The sequence below is a fragment of the Methylobacterium sp. NPDC097929 genome (assembly GCF_049543375.1).
Lineage (GTDB): Bacteria > Pseudomonadota > Alphaproteobacteria > Rhizobiales > Beijerinckiaceae > Methylobacterium.
The window spans coordinates 22,912-39,567 of sequence record NZ_JBMVEP010000015.1 but is presented as its reverse complement, the minus strand read 5'-3'; the positions used below and the strand labels follow the sequence as shown (position 1 = coordinate 39,567).

21 protein-coding genes are annotated in these 16,656 nt (G+C 61.6%); 12 read left to right on the top strand and 9 right to left on the bottom strand.

The genetic code is table 11. From position 1 onward, the window contains the following. Positions 1-2: 2 nt before the first annotated feature. From trbK-alt to ACPCJR_RS23145, 6 genes are read left to right on the top strand one after another with little or no spacing between them, the layout of a single operon-like run. Positions 3-389: a putative entry exclusion protein TrbK-alt gene (gene trbK-alt / locus ACPCJR_RS23170; protein WP_126006012.1), complete on the top strand. Its 387-nt coding sequence runs from the start codon at positions 3-5 to the stop codon at positions 387-389. 4 nt (positions 390-393) lie between these two features. Beyond that, the gene (gene trbL, locus ACPCJR_RS23165) at positions 394-1,749 is read left to right on the top strand and encodes a P-type conjugative transfer protein TrbL (protein ID WP_062347423.1); all 1,356 of its coding nucleotides are present in this window, start codon (positions 394-396) and stop codon (positions 1,747-1,749) included. Continuing rightward, the gene (gene trbF, locus ACPCJR_RS23160) at positions 1,749-2,432 is read left to right on the top strand and encodes a conjugal transfer protein TrbF (RefSeq protein ID WP_024350821.1); all 684 of its coding nucleotides are present in this window, start codon (positions 1,749-1,751) and stop codon (positions 2,430-2,432) included. Before trbL ends, trbF begins: the two co-directional genes overlap by 1 nt. Continuing rightward, the gene (trbG, locus tag ACPCJR_RS23155; RefSeq protein WP_126006010.1) at positions 2,429-3,478 is read left to right on the top strand and encodes a P-type conjugative transfer protein TrbG; all 1,050 of its coding nucleotides are present in this window, start codon (positions 2,429-2,431) and stop codon (positions 3,476-3,478) included. Before trbF ends, trbG begins: the two co-directional genes overlap by 4 nt. Further along, the gene (locus ACPCJR_RS23150; protein ID WP_126006008.1) at positions 3,475-4,695 is read left to right on the top strand and encodes a TrbI/VirB10 family protein; all 1,221 of its coding nucleotides are present in this window, start codon (positions 3,475-3,477) and stop codon (positions 4,693-4,695) included. Before trbG ends, ACPCJR_RS23150 begins: the two co-directional genes overlap by 4 nt. Positions 4,696-4,697: 2 nt before the next feature. Next, entirely contained in the window at positions 4,698-4,934 is a 237-nt protein-coding gene (locus tag ACPCJR_RS23145; protein ID WP_024350817.1) for a DUF2274 domain-containing protein, read from the top strand. Here ACPCJR_RS23145 and ACPCJR_RS23140 read toward each other — a convergent pair. Further along, the gene (locus ACPCJR_RS23140) at positions 4,931-5,842 is read right to left on the bottom strand and encodes a LysR substrate-binding domain-containing protein (protein WP_391515255.1); all 912 of its coding nucleotides are present in this window, start codon (positions 5,840-5,842) and stop codon (positions 4,931-4,933) included. The two genes, ACPCJR_RS23145 and ACPCJR_RS23140, sit on opposite strands and share 4 nt — an antisense overlap. Positions 5,843-6,046: 204 nt before the next feature. Between ACPCJR_RS23140 and ACPCJR_RS23135 the strand changes: the two genes are divergently transcribed. Together ACPCJR_RS23135 and ACPCJR_RS23130 are read left to right on the top strand one after the other, a co-directional pair. Next, positions 6,047-6,580, top strand: a complete 534-nt coding sequence (locus ACPCJR_RS23135; RefSeq protein ID WP_126006004.1) for a MarR family winged helix-turn-helix transcriptional regulator — start codon at positions 6,047-6,049, stop codon at positions 6,578-6,580. 18 nt (positions 6,581-6,598) lie between these two features. Further along, positions 6,599-7,576, top strand: coding sequence for a YeeE/YedE thiosulfate transporter family protein (locus ACPCJR_RS23130; protein WP_277600427.1), 978 nt, complete (start codon positions 6,599-6,601; stop codon positions 7,574-7,576). Here ACPCJR_RS23130 and ACPCJR_RS23125 read toward each other — a convergent pair. From ACPCJR_RS23125 to gap, 5 genes are all read right to left on the bottom strand, one after another. Then, entirely contained in the window at positions 7,556-8,020 is a 465-nt protein-coding gene (locus tag ACPCJR_RS23125; RefSeq protein ID WP_241231373.1) for a DUF6314 family protein, read from the bottom strand. The genes ACPCJR_RS23130 and ACPCJR_RS23125 overlap by 21 nt on opposite strands. Positions 8,021-8,048: 28 nt before the next feature. After that, complete coding sequence (locus tag ACPCJR_RS23120; RefSeq protein ID WP_126006048.1) at positions 8,049-8,537, bottom strand: YkgB family protein; 489 nt, start codon at positions 8,535-8,537, stop codon at positions 8,049-8,051. 34 nt (positions 8,538-8,571) lie between these two features. Beyond that, positions 8,572-9,081, bottom strand: a complete 510-nt coding sequence (locus tag ACPCJR_RS23115; protein WP_126006002.1) for a MarR family winged helix-turn-helix transcriptional regulator — start codon at positions 9,079-9,081, stop codon at positions 8,572-8,574. A 92-nt stretch (positions 9,082-9,173) separates the two neighbouring features. Beyond that, positions 9,174-9,476, bottom strand: a complete 303-nt coding sequence (locus ACPCJR_RS23110; protein ID WP_126006000.1) for a helix-turn-helix domain-containing protein — start codon at positions 9,474-9,476, stop codon at positions 9,174-9,176. 63 nt (positions 9,477-9,539) lie between these two features. Beyond that, positions 9,540-10,547, bottom strand: coding sequence for a type I glyceraldehyde-3-phosphate dehydrogenase (gene gap, locus ACPCJR_RS23105; RefSeq protein ID WP_126005998.1), 1,008 nt, complete (start codon positions 10,545-10,547; stop codon positions 9,540-9,542). A gap of 258 nt (positions 10,548-10,805) precedes the next feature. Between gap and rpiA the strand changes: the two genes are divergently transcribed. Both rpiA and ACPCJR_RS23095 read left to right on the top strand, forming a co-directional pair. Then, positions 10,806-11,507 carry a ribose-5-phosphate isomerase RpiA gene (rpiA, locus tag ACPCJR_RS23100; protein ID WP_126005996.1) on the top strand — a complete coding sequence of 234 codons (702 nt, stop codon included), beginning with the start codon at positions 10,806-10,808 and terminating at the stop codon, positions 11,505-11,507. Positions 11,508-11,819: 312 nt separating this feature from the next. Beyond that, complete coding sequence (locus tag ACPCJR_RS23095) at positions 11,820-12,314, top strand: MarR family winged helix-turn-helix transcriptional regulator (RefSeq protein ID WP_230450755.1); 495 nt, start codon at positions 11,820-11,822, stop codon at positions 12,312-12,314. A 20-nt stretch (positions 12,315-12,334) separates the two neighbouring features. Here the strand turns inward: ACPCJR_RS23095 and ACPCJR_RS23090 are convergent, their stop codons facing one another. From ACPCJR_RS23090 to ACPCJR_RS23080, 3 genes are all read right to left on the bottom strand, one after another. Next, positions 12,335-13,096, bottom strand: coding sequence for a ZIP family metal transporter (locus tag ACPCJR_RS23090; RefSeq protein ID WP_206431516.1), 762 nt, complete (start codon positions 13,094-13,096; stop codon positions 12,335-12,337). A gap of 76 nt (positions 13,097-13,172) precedes the next feature. Further along, positions 13,173-13,709, bottom strand: coding sequence for a peptide-methionine (S)-S-oxide reductase MsrA (gene msrA, locus ACPCJR_RS23085; RefSeq protein WP_126006044.1), 537 nt, complete (start codon positions 13,707-13,709; stop codon positions 13,173-13,175). Between the two features lie 28 nt (positions 13,710-13,737). Next, positions 13,738-14,964 (bottom strand): bifunctional alpha/beta hydrolase/OsmC family protein, encoded by a 1,227-nt coding sequence (locus ACPCJR_RS23080; RefSeq protein ID WP_126005994.1) that lies wholly within the window; start codon positions 14,962-14,964, stop codon positions 13,738-13,740. 225 nt (positions 14,965-15,189) lie between these two features. Here ACPCJR_RS23080 and ACPCJR_RS23075 point away from each other — a divergent pair, with 225 nt between their 5' ends. Together ACPCJR_RS23075 and msrB are read left to right on the top strand one after the other, a co-directional pair. After that, positions 15,190-16,065, top strand: a complete 876-nt coding sequence (locus ACPCJR_RS23075; RefSeq protein ID WP_164523377.1) for a LysR family transcriptional regulator — start codon at positions 15,190-15,192, stop codon at positions 16,063-16,065. Positions 16,066-16,212: 147 nt separating this feature from the next. Further along, positions 16,213-16,656: a peptide-methionine (R)-S-oxide reductase MsrB gene (gene msrB / locus ACPCJR_RS23070; protein ID WP_024350804.1), complete on the top strand. Its 444-nt coding sequence runs from the start codon at positions 16,213-16,215 to the stop codon at positions 16,654-16,656.

Here is a 16,656-nt window from a genome sequence, read left to right as displayed (position 1 = left end):
CAGTGGACGGCAAGTTGGTCGCTCGAGTGGGCGCTGTGGTTTTCGTCGCGGTTGCGATCACCGCGACCGCGATCGAGATGTCCCGGAAAGAGGAAGTGCCAGAGATTTGGCCGTCCGGACGAACGGCTCAAGAAACTGCGGATCCCCTGCGGGACGCGCTCATCCGCTGCCAGGCACTCGGTGAAGAAGGTCCGCGGGACCCCGACTGCCGCCGGGCTTGGGCTGAGAACCGGCACCGCTTTCTCGCGCCCGGTTCTCGTCCCGCTGAGCGCCTGCCGGACGTAGAGTCACCCACCGATGACGTCTTCAGCCCTCAACCACGAGGGACAGACGCGCAAGATCACGCGCCGACCGCGCCGAGCACGCCACAGATCAACGAAGCGCGATAGCATCATGGGCAACACCGGCGTCATCGACCACTTCCTCGAGGTCTTCACTCGCTACATCGACAGCGGGTTCGGCCTGCTTAGCGGAGAGGTCGCCTTCATCGCCACGACCCTGATTGTCATCGATGTGACGCTCGCGGCACTGTTCTGGAGCTGGGGCGCCGACGACGACATCATGGCGCGGCTGGTGAAGAAAACGCTCTTCGTCGGCGTCTTCGCCTACATCATCGGCAATTGGAACAACCTCGCACGTATCGTCTTCGAAAGCTTCGCCGGTCTCGGGCTGAAGGCGAGTGGCACCGGATTTTCAACTGCGGACCTCATGCGCCCGGGAAGAGTTGCGCAGACCGGCCTAGACGCCGGTCGACCATTGCTCGACTCCATCTCCAGCCTGATGGGCTACTGGTCGTTCTTTGAAAACTTCATCCAGATTGCCTGCATGTTTCTTGCCTGGGCGCTGGTCCTGCTCGCCTTCTTCATTCTCGCTATCCAGCTGTTCGTCACCCTCATTGAATTCAAGCTGACGACGCTCGCCGGCTTCGTCCTGATCCCGTTCGGCCTGTTCGGCAAATCCGCGTTTATGGCCGAGCGCGTGCTCGGCAACGTCATCTCCTCCGGCATCAAGGTTCTGGTCCTCGCTGTCATCATTGGCATCGGGTCAACGCTCTTCTCAGAGTTCACTTCCGGTTTTGGCGGGCAGAATCCGTCGATCGACGAAGCCATGGCGATCGTGCTGGCCGCGTTGTCACTTCTCGGCCTCGGCATTTTTGGTCCCGGAATCGCAACCGGGCTCGTTTCTGGCGGCCCGCAGCTCAGTGCAGGCGCGGCGATAGGAACCGGCCTCGCAGCGGGCGGCGTGGTCGCTCTTGGCGCCGGCGCCGTCGGCGCAGCAGCCTCCGGCGGCGCGGCCTTGGCAGGAGGTGCGGCAGCCGCAGCTCGTGGTGGCGCCGCCATCGCGGGTGGAGCGTCCACAGCCTACAGCCTTGGCGCAGCCGGACAGTCCGGCGCGGCCGGGGTGGCCTCCGGCCTCGGAGGCGTTGCGCGTGCAGGCGGCAGCGCGGCTGTCTCACCTCTGCGCCGTGCCGCATCGCGCGCTGCCGACACCATGAGGTCAAGCTTCAACGCAGGCGGCAAAGCGGCGTTCGAAGCGACAGGCGGAACGTCCACCATGGGCTCTATAGGGGGTGATGCCGCCGGCGATGGCGCGGCGCCTGCGAGCGCTGGCGGGCCGCCGGCTTGGGCGCAGAGAATGCGCCGGTCCCAGCAAATGACTCACGCCGCCCAGGCCACGGCTCATGCCGTCCGCTCTGGCGACGCCCATGGCGGCGGTTCCTCCGTAAATCTGACTCAAGGCGACCGCTGATGTTCAAACGACCATCCACTCACTACGGCAAGGCACCCGAGCCGGAGACGCCGTATCAACGTGCTGCCCAAGTCTGGGACGATCGGATCGGGGCCTCCAGGATCCAGGCGAAAAACTGGCGGCTGATGGCTTTCGGCTCGCTGATCCTTACGGCGGGGTTCGCCACCGCCCTCGTCGTGCAATCAGCTCGCGGGACCGTCGTGCCTTGGGTCGTGCAGGTCGATCGACTGGGTCAGTCCCAGGCGGTCGCACCCGCCGAGGCCGACTTCCGCCCCACCGATCCACAAATCGCCTTTCATCTCGCGCGCTTCATCGAACAGGTCCGCAGCATCCCGGCGGACGCGATCATCGTGCGCCAGAACTGGCTACGGGCGTACGACTTCACGACTGATCGTGGCGCCATGGCGCTCAACGACTATGCTCGCTCGAACGACCCGTTCACGCGGGTCGGCCGACAGCAGGTTGCTGTCGATGTCTCAAGCGTCATCCGCGCCTCGCCCGACAGCTTCCGCGTCGCCTGGGTCGAGCGCCGCTATGAGAACGGCCAGCTCGCCGAGACCACGCGCTGGACCGCGATCCTGACGATCGTCGTGCAGGTCCCCCGCAACGCCGATCGGCTGAGGGCCAACCCGCTCGGCATCTATGTCAACGCCATCAACTGGTCACGGGAGCTTGGGCAATGAAGCCGTCTTTCCGTAAAGCCGGAAACCCGGCTTCACACGCATTTGTAATCCCGGCTCTCCGCAGAGCCGCAATCCCGATGGTCCTGCTGGCGACAACCGCGCTCGCGGGCTGCGCCACCACGAACCCACCGCCCGAGATCTCCTACGACAACGCGGCTCCCGCCGTGCAGACCGTCGATCCGCCAGCGCCCGTCACCGTGGTCGAACTGCCGCGGCCGCTGCCGCTACCCGGCCAGTTGCAGCGTGTGCCGGAGACGCGACGCGCGCCCGAGCCGGCCAACCCAACGGCGCGCGTCAACCAGGCTAATGAGGCGGCCCGCGTCCAGCCGGTGCGCGACGGCTTTATCAACTCCATGCAGGTCTATCCCTGGACGCAAGGCGCGCTCTATCAGGTATATACCGCTGTCGGTCAGATCACCGACATTGCGCTTCAGCCCGGCGAACAGCTTGTCGGTGCAGGCCCTGTTGCGGCCGGGGACACGGTGCGCTGGATCATCGGCGACACCGAGAGCGGATCGGGCGCGACGCGCCAGATCCACATCCTCGTGAAGCCCACACGGGCCGACCTGATGACGAACCTGGTCATCAACACCAACATGCGCACCTATCACATGGAGTTGCGGTCGACAGAGCGAACCTACATGGCTTCCGTGTCCTGGCAGTATCCGCAGGATCAACTCATCGCGCTGCGCCGGCAGAACGCCGACGCGCAGGCCGCTCAACCGGTTGCGAGCGGTGTCGATCTCGCGAACGTCAATTTCCGCTATGCCATCGAGGGTGACCGCGCTCCTTGGCGCCCACTGCGCGCCTTCGACGACGGTCGCCAGGTCTTCATCGAGTTTCCGCGAGGCATTGGTCAGGGCGAGATGCCGCCGCTCTTCGTCGTCGGGCCCGAGGGCAACACCTCAGAACTGGTGAACTACCGCGTTCGCGGCCACCACATGATCGTCGATCGACTCTTCGCGGCGGCGGAACTGCGGTTCGGTTCCGGTCGCGAGCAGAAGCGCGTCAGGATCGTCCGAACAGACGGGAGGCCCACCTCGTGAGCGCGAACTCGCCCCCAAATGAGGAAGTGCCAGACGATGATGCACACCCCCTGACCGGCGAGCCGGTCGGGCCAGCGCCGATGCGTCTGCGCGCCGAACCGCCCCGCGTCACTCGACTATCGCGCAAGGTCCTCGCCGGCCTTGGTCTTGTCGCCAGCGTCGGCCTCGGTGGTGCACTGCTCTACGCGCTTCAGACGCGCGACGCCGGTCGGCCCAACGACGAACTCTATTCGACCGAAAATCGCTCGACGGCTGACGGCTTGGCCGGCCTGCCGCGAGATTACAGTGGCGTGCCCCAACTCGGTCCGCCCCTTCCCGGTGACCTCGGCCGACCGATCCTCAGCACCCAGGATCGCGGACAGCCGGTGCCCGCACCCGGTATCGCCACGCCCAACCCCGGTATCAGCGCGGAAGAGCAGCGCCGCCTTCAGGAGATCGAGACCGCGCGGACCAGCCGCCTCTTCTCCGGATCGGACAGCCGGGGCGCTCCCGCTGCAGCGGGAGCTGCCCCAGCACTCCCGCACGCTCCGGATTTGGCGAGCCTCGGCCTCGCACCTCCGCCGGCCACCCCCTCCGCGCAGGAGCGTCAGAACGCTTTCCTGAACGCAGCGACCGATCGACGGACGGTGTCGCCCGATCGCGTCGTTGCTCCAGCGTCGCCAAATGTACTTCAGGCCGGCGCAGTTATCGCGGCAGCTCTTATAACCGGCATCCGATCCGACCTCCCGGGCCAGATCACCGCTCAGGTGACCGAAAACATCTACGACAGCCCGACAGGGCGCATTCTGCTCGTGCCACAAGGCACGCGCATTATCGGCCAGTACGATAACAATGTGCAATTCGGTCAAAGCCGCGTCCTGCTAGTCTGGAATCGACTGATCTTCCCAAATGGCCGTTCGATAGTGCTTGAGCGCCAGTCCGGCGCAGACGTCGAAGGCTATGCCGGCCTGCAGGATGGCGTCGATTACCACTGGTGGGATCTTGCCAAGGCCGCCGGTCTCTCGACTCTTCTCGGAGTCGGCGCCGAGCTCGCCGCCGACAATGACGACCGTCTCATCCAGGCGATCCGGAATGGCGGTCAAGACACGATCAACGATGCCGGTCAGCAGATCGTCAGACGGCAGCTCAACGTGGCTCCAACATTGACGATCCGGCCGGGATTTCCTGTCCGTGTCGTCGTGACCCGTGATCTCGTTCTCGAACCTTATGGGGGCTGATGATGTCGAAGCTCAAGCTAGGTCCCATCGCCGACGAGAAGCCGATCAAGGTTCAGGTGGAGCTGCCGGCGGCTCTCCACCAAGACCTTTCCGATTACGCGGATTTGTTAGGGCGCGAACAAGGTATGCCTGCTGTCGAGCCCGCGCGGTTGATCGTACCGATGTTGCAGCGGTTCATCGCAACCGATCGAGGGTTCTCGAAGGCTAGGCGTACGAAGACCCAGAACGCCTCCGATTAACTGGCGCTGCTCCGCGTGAAGGCTGGCAGGACATCGAAGCACTTCAGCAGCAGCGGCAGAGCCGGATTGTCGTTATCGCTCGACGAAATCATAGCCGCCGTCGGCGCCCGCGCGGGTGTGAGCGGAACCAATGCAATATCGGGCCGATGCACGACGCTCGTTATCGTCAGCCCGAAGCCTTGCTCGACCATGGTCAGAAGTGTTTCCCTGCTGACCTGCTGGATAGACAGTTGGATCGCCTCTTCGGCAGCGCCCAGCATCCGCCGGAGAATAGCTGCGAGTTCGCGCCCGGCACCATCCGAGCGGACAAGAAAGACTTCGTCGCAAATGTCCTCCCAGGCGAGCCGCGGTCGCGACGCGAGTTGGTGTATGGGTGATAGGGCAACGAAGAGGTCGGGTTCGCACAACCGTCGAATCTGAAACGGAGGGCCCTTCGTTGCGCCCAGGCTGATCGCCGCGTCTAGCAGCCCGCGCTCCACGCCGAGGGTGTTCTGCTCTGACGTGCCTTCTTCGAGCTTCACCTCGATCGTCGGGTATCGCTGTCTAAAGGTCGCCAAGAGGTCGATAATGGGACATGCCGGAAACGCTTCGAGCATCCCGAACCTGACTAGTCCAGTCGTAAGTTTACGGACCGATCGCATCTCAGTGGCGGCCTCGCGAAGATACCTCGCCCCGACCGCAGCTTGCTGCAGAAATCGCTCTCCTTCCGGCGTCAATCCAGCGCCCGATCGCGTGCGCTTGAACAGGGAAACGCCAAGCTGCCGTTCGAGCATCTGAACGCGGCGGCTGACCGTTGATTGCGATATCGAAAGGCGATCCGCCGCCCTGCGGAAACTACCCGCTTCGGCGACATGGATAGCATACTTAAGGTATCGAAGATCGAGCGTCAGATCAGGCATGACGCGCATTCCCGGTTCCCGGCTTCCGTTCACACGAGCAGCGCGCGATGCTCCAAAGCCTTTGCTGGAGGCCCCGCTTTTCGATCTCAGATGGGGAATCCAAGCCGAGCCCATCAGTGAGCATGACCATCTCCGAATCCGTGATAGATGTATGCGCCGGTCATACATATTCGAGCGCTTGATGTCTATGCGTGACGCATATACTCTTCCCGGATGGAGCCCGAGGCCGCCAAATATCATTTTGGTGCACTTGCGCTTGCGGTAGCTGACAGCATCGCGAGCGCATCAGCCTCGCTTTCGCCGAGCGGCCCCGCGGCTGCATTGATGGTTTTCCTCAGCTTCGAGCCGGGCTTGCCGATCAGCGTCCTGGCGAGCCGGATCCGGCTTTCCCATGCGGGAACGGTCCGATTGATCGATAGGCTGGAATCCGATCACCTGGTGGAAAGGCGGCGACAAACTGCCGACAAGAGGGCGCGCTTTATCCACTTGACCAATGCCGGTGTAAAAATGACCGGCGCTTTGCTCAGAGCGCGCGAACAGGTGATTGCAGCGTGTGTCTCGCCGCTGTCGCCGGCTGATCTGAACAAACTAGGCAGATTGTCCGAGCGGCTCCTTGTCGCAAACGGTTACGAGAAATCTGGTGTCGCGAGTATGTGGCCTGTGGTCGGCTACTCGAGAGAGACACCTCCTGAAAACGCATCTCAGCCCGCCCGCAAGCTGCGCCGGCGCCGTTCGAAAAAGAGCTGACGAGAAACCGAGGCAGGCTTGATATCTTTTGCACCGTTCGCGTTCGACTTTCTCATATGCATACTGGCCTTCTGGTTCGGGTATTCCGCAAACCGAGGCGGCACATGCTTGGTCGTAGCGGCTCATGAGCTGCAGCAACGGCGCCGACCAAGAATGTTCGTCGGATTTGTTGCGGCGTCTGCGGCGGCTGGCCTTGTTGCGATACCGCTCGCCTGGTCGGGGACGCTGAATGCGACCCTCCCACTCTCCACGAGCGTCAACGGCCTCATCATCATCGGCGCCATCGCCTTCGGCCTCGGCGCGCTCATAAATGACACCTGCTTGCTAGGTTCACTGGCACGGTTAGGGGATGGGGAGATGCGACTGTTGGCCCTTCCTGCGGGACTGGCAGTCGGCATATTGGCCGCTGACTTCGGCCGGTTTGGCCCCGTCGCGACATGGCCAAGTGTCATCGCTAGGCCGAGTGCCCCTGGGGCCGCTACGCTTCTTGCCCTAAGCGCCGTACTCGCGCTGGCGGTGATCTTCGTATCGAGGAAGACCCCACCGCGAAGAAGGCAGAGCTGGGCGTTTGGCGCTTCGATGATCGGCCTCGGGATCACTGGTGGGCTTCTCTACGCTCTTTCGCCAGCATGGACATTCGCTGACCTCATCCAACGCGGCCTTCCTCTTCGAATGTCGCCAACAAGCGAGGTCGCACTGGTTGCGGTCATTGCCTCGGTTGCGGGGGCCATCACGGCATCCGTGCGCCAGGGTCGCTTGCGTCTCCAGCGGCCGACGGCCGCCGGCATCCTGCGGTCGATCGCCGGCGGCGCTTTGATGGGAATAGGCATCGGCCTCATACCCGGTGGCAACGACGCTTTGATCCTTGCCGCAATGCCTACGCTTTCTCCCGGCGGCGTAGTTGCCTACCTCGTGATGACGACGACGATCGTTTTCGGATTCGAAGCACGTGACAGGCTGGCCAGGAAAGGCGCGTTAAGCCATCGGGGAGGGTAGACGGTCCTGCGTCGTTCGTAACGCCCGTGAGTATCGGCTCGTCAGTTCATACGCCTTTCGCGGGCCAACAACCCTGATCACCGTCTCAAAGGATCCCGCGTCGAGGATCCGGTAGTAAGCCTGGTAGGCGTCATCACCACAGAAGTGCGTCCCGGTTGCCTCGAACCCCCAGTTCTTGCGCGAGAATTCCAGGTTGAGAAACATATTCCCGGTGTTCGGCCCGTCCGCGAACTGAACGGCTACCCGGTTGCCGACCGCGCAATACCGGTATTGCCGAGACGCGGAGAGTTCGCGGCCATCCCTAAGCCGTAGTATCCCGCTTTCTTGATAGGCGAGCGCGGATTCACCTGCCGGAGCGAAAGCCGCGTCGCCAATCAGTTGGTCGCCTGTCGGATGGACGTTGCGACGAAGCGCCCACTCTCCACGGAGTGTGTCCAAGACCATCGTGCCTATGTTCACAACCGATCGATCTTCATCGGCCCAGGCCCTCATTTTTGGGTTGGACCGACGCAAGCAGCAGAACAAGTGATGCCGCCAGCAAGACTGCGTCCTTCAGCAGAAACTGCCCAGGAGCGGCGGATATCGCAGGAAAGCCTCCGGCAGTCGGCTCCCCGACCCCAGGCGTCGTAAAAAAGAAGGTTAGCGTGATGAAGTAGGTCGCCGCCGACATAAGGGCGCCAAATGCTGAGAATAACGGGCGGAAAGCCCCTAAGGCCAGCACAACTGCGGTCGACAGTTCGATGACGCCGACGAGGTAACTTTGGCCCTGTACCCCGAACATACCCAGCCAACTCATGAACGGACTATGGCCGATGAAAGGGGCGATGCCATCGGCCTCGTAAGCCGTGAATTTCATCGCGCCGAACCAAGAGAAAACGATCACGAGCGCCCATCTCAACAGCGCCAGTTCCTTCCGACTGCGCTCGGGCACAAGCAATTCATACCGATCGAAAATACTCATATCAAACTCCTCAGAAGGGATGATCGTCAGGGCGTCACGGACGATGGTGGCCGACTGGGCAATCGGCACAGCGGGCCTGATCGCACAGACGACAGATTGCCAAGCCGCCGTGGAGGTCCGAGAACAGCGACGACAGGATGTTGTCCGCAGCCCGCTCCAGAACGACGCGATCGTCAGCCGAGACTTTGCTCAGCAGTTCGGACACCGCCGCGTTCCGCAGACCTAGCAGCTTGGTCCGCTCCACCTGACCACGCGAGGTCAGCGAGACATGAACTACCCGGCGGTCAGAGGGCGATGGCGATTTCGCCACTAGGCCTTGGTCACCTAGCCTCTCGACGACGCGAACTGCACCTGCATGCGAAAGCCTGAGAGTTTGCCGTACCTGGCCGATCGACATTCCTGGTGCGTGACCAATAGCGATCAAAGCCGCGGCCGTCTCGCCCCCCGCATTGAATGCATCAGCGATCGCCAAGCGCACGCGGTCAGACACCGCTTGAGACAGCGCGCCAAAGATGTTGATCAAACGATCTGAGGGGTCGTCCATCGCAGCGACTCACGCAATATATGCGCCGCGCATACAATATCTACGGGCCGGTGTCGAGACTCTTGCCGGAGCAGAAGCGTTCGCTGGAAGGCTCAGACGTCGTCGGTGCCTACCGGCCCACCTTCGCCTTCCATCCGATTGATCGCACGCACGTCCTTGGCGTTGAACTTGAGCCTAACGCCAAGTCCCCCACTATTGTCCTCACCGATGAAGACCGCGCCGCCTCGTTCGAGCGCATCCCGCAATCGCCTCAGATCCGAGGGTGCCAACACGCTGGCGCCGGCTTCGAATTGAGCTAGCGCCTCTTCCTCTACGCCAGCGATCTTGGCGACATGTGATCGCGGCCACTGAATGAGCGCCCTCGCTGCACGTGCTAGTGGCCCATTCATCTTCATCAATGCCTCCGTTTCGCGAGCGCATCTTGTCGCCAAGATCCGACTTTTCCCGCAACCGATCCGCTAGATGAGCTTCGCCATCACCACGGCGACATCCGCCATGCGTGTCGCAAAGCTCCACTCGTTGTCGTACCAAGCAAGCACGCGAACCATCCGGCCCTCGACGACATCGGTCTGGGGTAGCGCGACGATCGAGGATTCGGTCCGGTGGGTCAGATCCACAGACACCAATGGATCTGTCGTGTAAGCGAGCACCCCGCTCATCGGACCATTCGCAGCCTGACGAATGGCGTCGTTCACTTCGTCGATCGTGACCTCCCGGGATGCCGAAACAGCCAGATCGACGACCGACACGTTCGGCGTTGGCACGCGGATCGACGAGCCGTGAAGCTTGCCTTTCAGTTCTGGCAGCACGCGTCCGATCGCGTTCGCGGCTCCGGTCGAGGTTGGGATCATCGACAGCGCGGCTGCCCGTGCGCGGTAGAGATCCTTATGCACCGTATCCAGCGTCGGTTGGTCACCCGTATAAGCGTGGACCGTGGTCATGTAGCCCCGCTCAATGCCACAAAGATCGTTCAAGATCTTCGCGACGGGCGCGAGGACATTCGTAGTGCATGAGCCATTCGATACGACGACATCATCGGTTGTCAGCGTTTCGTGATTGACCTTGAAGACGATCGTCTTGTCTGCCCCCTCGCTGGGCGCAGAGACGAGCACGCGCTTTGCTCCCGCACGGATGTGCGATTCAGCCTTCTCCCTGGAGGTGAACAAACCCGTGCATTCGAGCGCCACATCGACTGCGAGCTCTTCATGCGGAAGGTTAGATGGATCGCGCTCCGAAGACACTTTGATTCTACCGGACCCGACGTCGATCCAGTCTTCGCCGGTGGCTATCGATCCTTGAAATGGGCCGTGAACTGAATCGTACTTCAGGAGGTGCGCCAACGTAGCGACCGGCCCGAGGTCGTTGATCGCAACCACCTCGATGTCGTCACGCCGTAGTTCGACGATCGACCGTAAGGCCAGTCGTCCGATCCGACCGAAACCGTTGATTGCGACCTTGACCGTCATGCCTGTGTCCCCTGGTTCGCCGAGCTGGCAACGGCATACGCACTTCGCTCAGTGCCGCCTGGCACGCGGTGGTCGTCTCCAGCAGCGAACGCTTGCCGATCAGACCATCCGCATTATGTATGCGCCACGCATAGACCTATCTGTCTGTAGGCTGCAGGTCAACGAGGCAATGTCGGCATGGAGGATTAGGTTTGCGCCGCCCGGTTTCAAAATCGACATGGTGATGGCACGCATACCGGCGAGATGAAGTGGCGTTAGATGTCTACCCGAGAAGCAGAGAAGAGGCTGGCTGCAGCTAGAGCGGTCGACGAGATCAAAGACGGCATGTTCGTTGGCCTTGGGACCGGAAGCACAACAGCCTATGCCATTCAAAGCCTGAGCGACCGCATCCGACAGGGCCTTCGCATCACCGCTGTCGCCACCTCTCGAGCGACCGAAATGCTGGCTCGACGTCTCGCGGTGCCGCTCGTTCCTTTTCAGCAGTTCAGTTCGGTGGACCTCACGATCGACGGCGCCGACGAGATCGATTGCCATTTTCAGGCGATCAAAGGCGGTGGCGGCGCCTTGCTCCGAGAGAAGGTCGTGGCCGCCGCTTCAATCCGAATGATCGCAGTCGTAGACTCGAGCAAGGTCGTTCGACAACTCGGCGAGTTTCCTCTGGCGGTCGAAGTCGTGCCCTTCGCGAGCGAGTTGGTTCGAACGCATCTTGCCAAGCTCGGAGCCCGTGTGAGGCTTCGCTCGGTCGGCGGAGAACCATTCCTCACAGACCAGAGCAATCACATCATGGATGCAGCCTTCGGCAAGGCCCTTAGGCCAATTGAGATCGCCCGAGCGATCGATGCCATCCCCGGCGTCATGGAGCACGGGCTGTTTCTCAGCGAGATTGACACTGTCGTGATCGGACGCGGTGAGACGGTCGAGGTGCGGCGCAAAGAGCATACCTCCGAACCCCGCCTATAGGCGCCGACGCAAGGTGGCCCCTGGCGCAGGGGTGATGTGATTCGGCCGTCTTGGGAGCCAAAATTGTGACAGCCCACACCGATCCATAGCCGCCAGGTATCGCCATTTTAAGCGACCGGACGACCCAGATCCTGGATTTCAATCTTCCGCGCAATCCGAAGCATGCCCTAAGCCATTGTAAAAGCGCGGCTTTCGGGCCAACTCGATCCCTTGGCATTGGAGGGGTATGGCTTGCTGTCTATGCTTCGCGCACATATAGATGGGGCAATGGATGGACCTCGAGATCGAAATATCTTTGGGGCGTTCGCACTCATGATCAGCGACGACATCGTTCGCGCTAGTTCATCGCGAGCGCCAGAAGCTGGACCCGCCGCCTCGGCGCTTGCGTTGATTGCCCATAAGCCAGGGCTATCGATCCGCATGCTGTCAGTCGGGGTGGGACTTTCCCATGCCGCGACCGTCCGCTTGGTGGACCGTTTGTCGACGGAGGGATTGGTCGAGCGGCGTGAGCATTCGACTGACGGGCGCACGCGGTCCCTCCATCTTACAGAGGCTGGCAAGGTCGCGAGCGACGCGGTCCTGGCCTCGCGAGACAAGGTGATCGCTGAGGGACTATCGATCCTCACCCCTACCGAGTTGGACGCTCTTTACAGCATAGCTGAACGCGTGCTTCGCGATCGGCTGGAAAACCTCGAGCATTCCTACCGCATCTGCCGCTTGTGCTGTTACGAGGGCTGCACGAATTGCCCGATCGATGCCGAGTTGCACGAGCGCGGCGTAGATCGCGAGAACGGCGGCGAGGCTTAGAACTCCTGAAGTCGCAGGTTTCAGTGTTGAGCGATGAGATACGCCGCCAGAAACCCCATGACCGTGATCAGGCCGATGAACGGCGGCGCCTTCTCGAAAGCTTCGGGGATCATCGCTTCCGCCAGCATCGCTATGACCGCGCCGGCTGCGAACGACAGAATGGCAGGAGCCTGGGTGGACGCCGAGCCAAGCAGAAGATTTCCCGTACCGGCTGCGATACAAACAAGTAGCGGAATCCCGATCCAGACCGAGTAGATATAGCTTCGAGATCGGCCCGCGACCTTCATTCCCGAAGTGCTCGACAGACCCTGTGGCACGTTAGCTAAGAAGAAGCCTGCCACTACGGCAATGCTGATCCTGCCTCCGCCAGCCACGGACATCCCGATTACAAGGGCCTCGGGGATGCCGTCGAGAACGCTGCCGAGCGCAATCGCAGCACCGCTCCCGCGGTGCTGCTGTTCAGTGGCCTGCTCAGTGCACTCACCGCATCGCTTTCGATGCTTCGCACCTCTGCGAGAGAGAAACCAGTTCGTGCCGCTGAAGATCGCGGCTCCTGCGAGCAGCGCAAAGATCGCCAATGGGCCCATGCCAGCGGAAACGCGATCACCGATGAGTTCGGTGGCGACCACGGCAATCAACACACCACCACCGAAGCCCATCACCGCCGAGATCATGCGGTGAGTGAGTCGCCCATACAGCACATCCGCTAGAACCGCCCCGACAAGAAGTCCACTTCCCGACAAGAGCCCCCACAAGCCGGCGATCACGTACTCAGGCATCATCGCAAAAACCCGGCTGACCTAGCGACGAAGCGCAAGCGCCTTCGCGTCAGTATCGTTGATGATCGTCCCAGCGTGCTCATCGTTTCGCTCGGTCCAATCGCCAGGCCGGTCGTCCGAAGTGGCAGCTATAGCCGCCGGGTCGACGCTGGAGGTACTTTTGATGCTCTGGCTCGGCTTCCCAGAACGGCTCTTCCGGGTTGATCTCGGACACGACAGGTCCCGGCCAGCGACCCGACGCTTCGATCTCGGCGATTGTCTCCAGAGCAACGTCCATCTGCTTTTCAGACGTGTAGAAAATCGCGGACCGATAGCTTGGCCCGACGTCGCTGCCTTGTTGCTCGTATGTCGTCGGATCGTGGATTCGGAAGAAGAGTTCAAGGAGAGCACGATACGTCAGGATGGAAGGATCGAACGTGATCTCCACCGCTTCCGCATGACCATGGTGTCTCGTGTAAGTCGGGTCTGGCATTTCGCCGCCGATGTAGCCGACACGCGTCGTCACGACGCCCTTCGTGCGGCGAAGCAAATCTTCGAGGCCCCAGAAACACCCACCCGCAAGTATCGCTCGCTCGGTTCGCGTCGGCGTCTGGTCTTTAGTGGGCAAGCTCGGCATCCGATCAACCTCCGCTCTGTGCACCACATCAGTTCGCAGGCGCCGCACCTGCAGGCTGCGCATTGCTCGAACGTTCAGTCTGCACATCCGAGCCTCGGACGAGTGTCAGGTCGACCGGACACCGATCCGCGATCTCGAGGATGCGCGCGCGCTGTTCATCGCTGAGCGGCCCATCGAGAAAGACGGTGCGCGTGAAGCGGTCGGGAGGCATCATGTCCGCCACTTTCTCGTGTCGCACGGTCGTTGTCGCTCGCTCCAACGGGAAGCCTTTGCGGTTCGCGTAAAGACGCATTGTCATAACCGTGCAGGCGGCCAGTCCGGCCGATACAAGTTCGTAAGGAGACAGGCCGCTACCAAGACCTCCGACCGATTCCGGTTCATCGGCGAACAGACTGTGCCCGCCACTCCGGACCGTGAGTTGGAACTTCCCCGCTAACGTTTCGGACGCCACGACTCCATTCGCTACCTCGACTTGCGGAAGGTCCGCCGCGAGCGGCGGCAGGAAGCGGCTTGCCCACGCTGCGACCATAGCTGAGGCGTAGTTCGCATCTTCGACATCTGTGAGAAGGTGATCCGCCGTGTCGAGCGAAACAAAGCTCTTGGGATGGCGCGATGCGACAAAAATGCGCGAAGCGTGCTCGATGCCCACGACTTGATCCACCGGTGAATGCATCACCAGCACCGGACGTCTAAGGGCGGCGATGGATTTCTCGACATCAACTTCTTCGACAGTTTCTAGGAAACTGCGGCGGATCAGGAAGGGCCTACCAGCAATCTTCACAGATGCCTCGCCCTCGCGCGCTATTGCGTCTAGGTCGGCAGGTTGAAAAACGCGCAGTATATGCTGAAGGTCAGCCGGGGCACCGATCGTCACTACGGCTGCGATATCCGGCAAGTCGGCGGCGGCTACGATCGCAGCCGTGCCACCCAGGCTGTGTCCGACAAGGAGGGAGGGCGCCTTACCGGCGGCAGTCATAGCCTCCGCGGCCGCCCTGAGATCGTCGACGTCGGAAGCGAAGCTTATTGCTTCATCCGCTAGACTCTCGATCCCCGTGCCGGCGAAGTCGAACCGCAAGACGCCGATACCGGCCCGCGAAAGCGCGCGTGCGATGTACACGGCGGCGCGGCTGTCTTTCCCGCAGGTGAAGCAATGGGCGAAAATCGCCCAGCCGCGCGGCGTACCTTCCGGCGCCTCCAAATACCCGGCTAGATCAGAGCCCCCACTACCGGAAAACGTGAACGGTGTTCCTGCCATAAGCGTCGAGCCTCCCACGGCAACTTAGCGGGTGCGCCGAAACCCGTAGGACCCAGCGGAAGCACCATCAGGTCCCGACTAGCCGTCCAAGACATTCTTTTTATATGCGTGGCGCATATAGACAAGCCCCTAAAGCGTGATTATATGCGTCGCGCATACTTCTGGACGAGGTCGATAAGACCGGTCTGGAAGCGGCATCAGTCAGGGCGTGCAGGCCGAAGGGCTATGGAACTCAATCAGGTCAGCTATTTCATCAACTTGGCCGAGACGCTGAATTTTACAGCAGCGGCGCGGTTGAGCGGTGTTTCCCAACCAAGCCTGACTCGCGCGATCCGACGCCTGGAGGAGGAACTCGGCGGTCCGCTCATTTATCGCGATGGAAAGAACAGCCGTCTCACCGGTCTTGGCCAGGATGTGGAGGCTGAATTTCGGCGCATGGTAGTCGCGATGAAAAGTGTTCGGCATCATTCTGAGAACTGGGCCATGGGACGGCACCGGGTGTTGGACGTAGCCGTCGCCCCGACCGTCGGGCCGAAGCTTTTCACGGCTTTCTTCGAGAGCGCGTTGGCCGAGGTGCCATCGATCGAAATCAAGATGCATTCGCTTGGGGCGAGTGAAGACACATCTGAGGTGCTGTCGGGCAAGTATCACGCATGCATCCTGCCCCGCGAGACGCGGCCGGACCGCAAGCTTGATGTGCGACCTCTGTTCCGCGAGCGCTTCGTGCTCGGCTGTTCCGCAAAGCACCCGCTCGCGGCGAGCGATATCGTGCGCGGCGAGGACCTGTTGGAGTTCCCGTTCGTCGATCGTTTGAAGTGTGAGTTTCGCGAGCAGATCCTAGACCATTTCGCACGACGGGAGGTGCTGATGCGACCGCGCTTCCGGTCCGATCGTGACGATTGGGTGCAACGGGTCGTCGCCGAAGGCGAGGCCATATGCATCCTTCCGGAGCGGTCGGCTACAGCCCAAGGTCTGGTTACGCGTCCGATCGACGGGTTCGTCCTCGAGCGAGAAGTCGTGATCGCGACTGTCTCCGGCTCCACGGCGCCGGTTGAGATCCGAAAGATCGCGCAACTAGCGGCCAGATACGCGTGGAACTGAACGCCGCTGATCACAGCGGAGCTATAGAAACTATACGCACAGCGTATTGGATAAATATATTTGGCACTGCGATAGTCGAGGCGACCGTCAAGAAAGATAAGATGTCCGTAATGTGCCTGGCCCTGTAACCAAGTATTGGAGACGATCATGAAGTTTGAAAAGTCTCAGGCAGCGATCGACCGCCTGACCCCCGAGCAACGCCGGATCACCCAGGAAGACGGCACGGAGCGGGCCTTCACCGGCGAATACAACGACAACAAGGAACCGGGCATCTACGTCGATGTCGTGTCCGGAGAGCCGCTTTTCGCATCGACGGACAAGTTCGAGTCGAAATCCGGCTGGCCCAGCTTCACCAAGCCCATCGTCCCCGCGCACGTGAACGAGGTGCGGGACAGTTCGCACGGCATGGTCCGTACGGAAGTTCGATCGGTCCATGGCGACAGCCATCTCGGCCATGTGTTCCCCGACGGTCCGGCCGACCGTGGCGGACTGCGCTATTGCATCAACTCGGCCGCCCTTCGCTTCATCCCGCGCGATGAGATGGAAGCCGAGGGTTACGGCGAATATCTCGATCAGGTGGAGGAGGCGTAA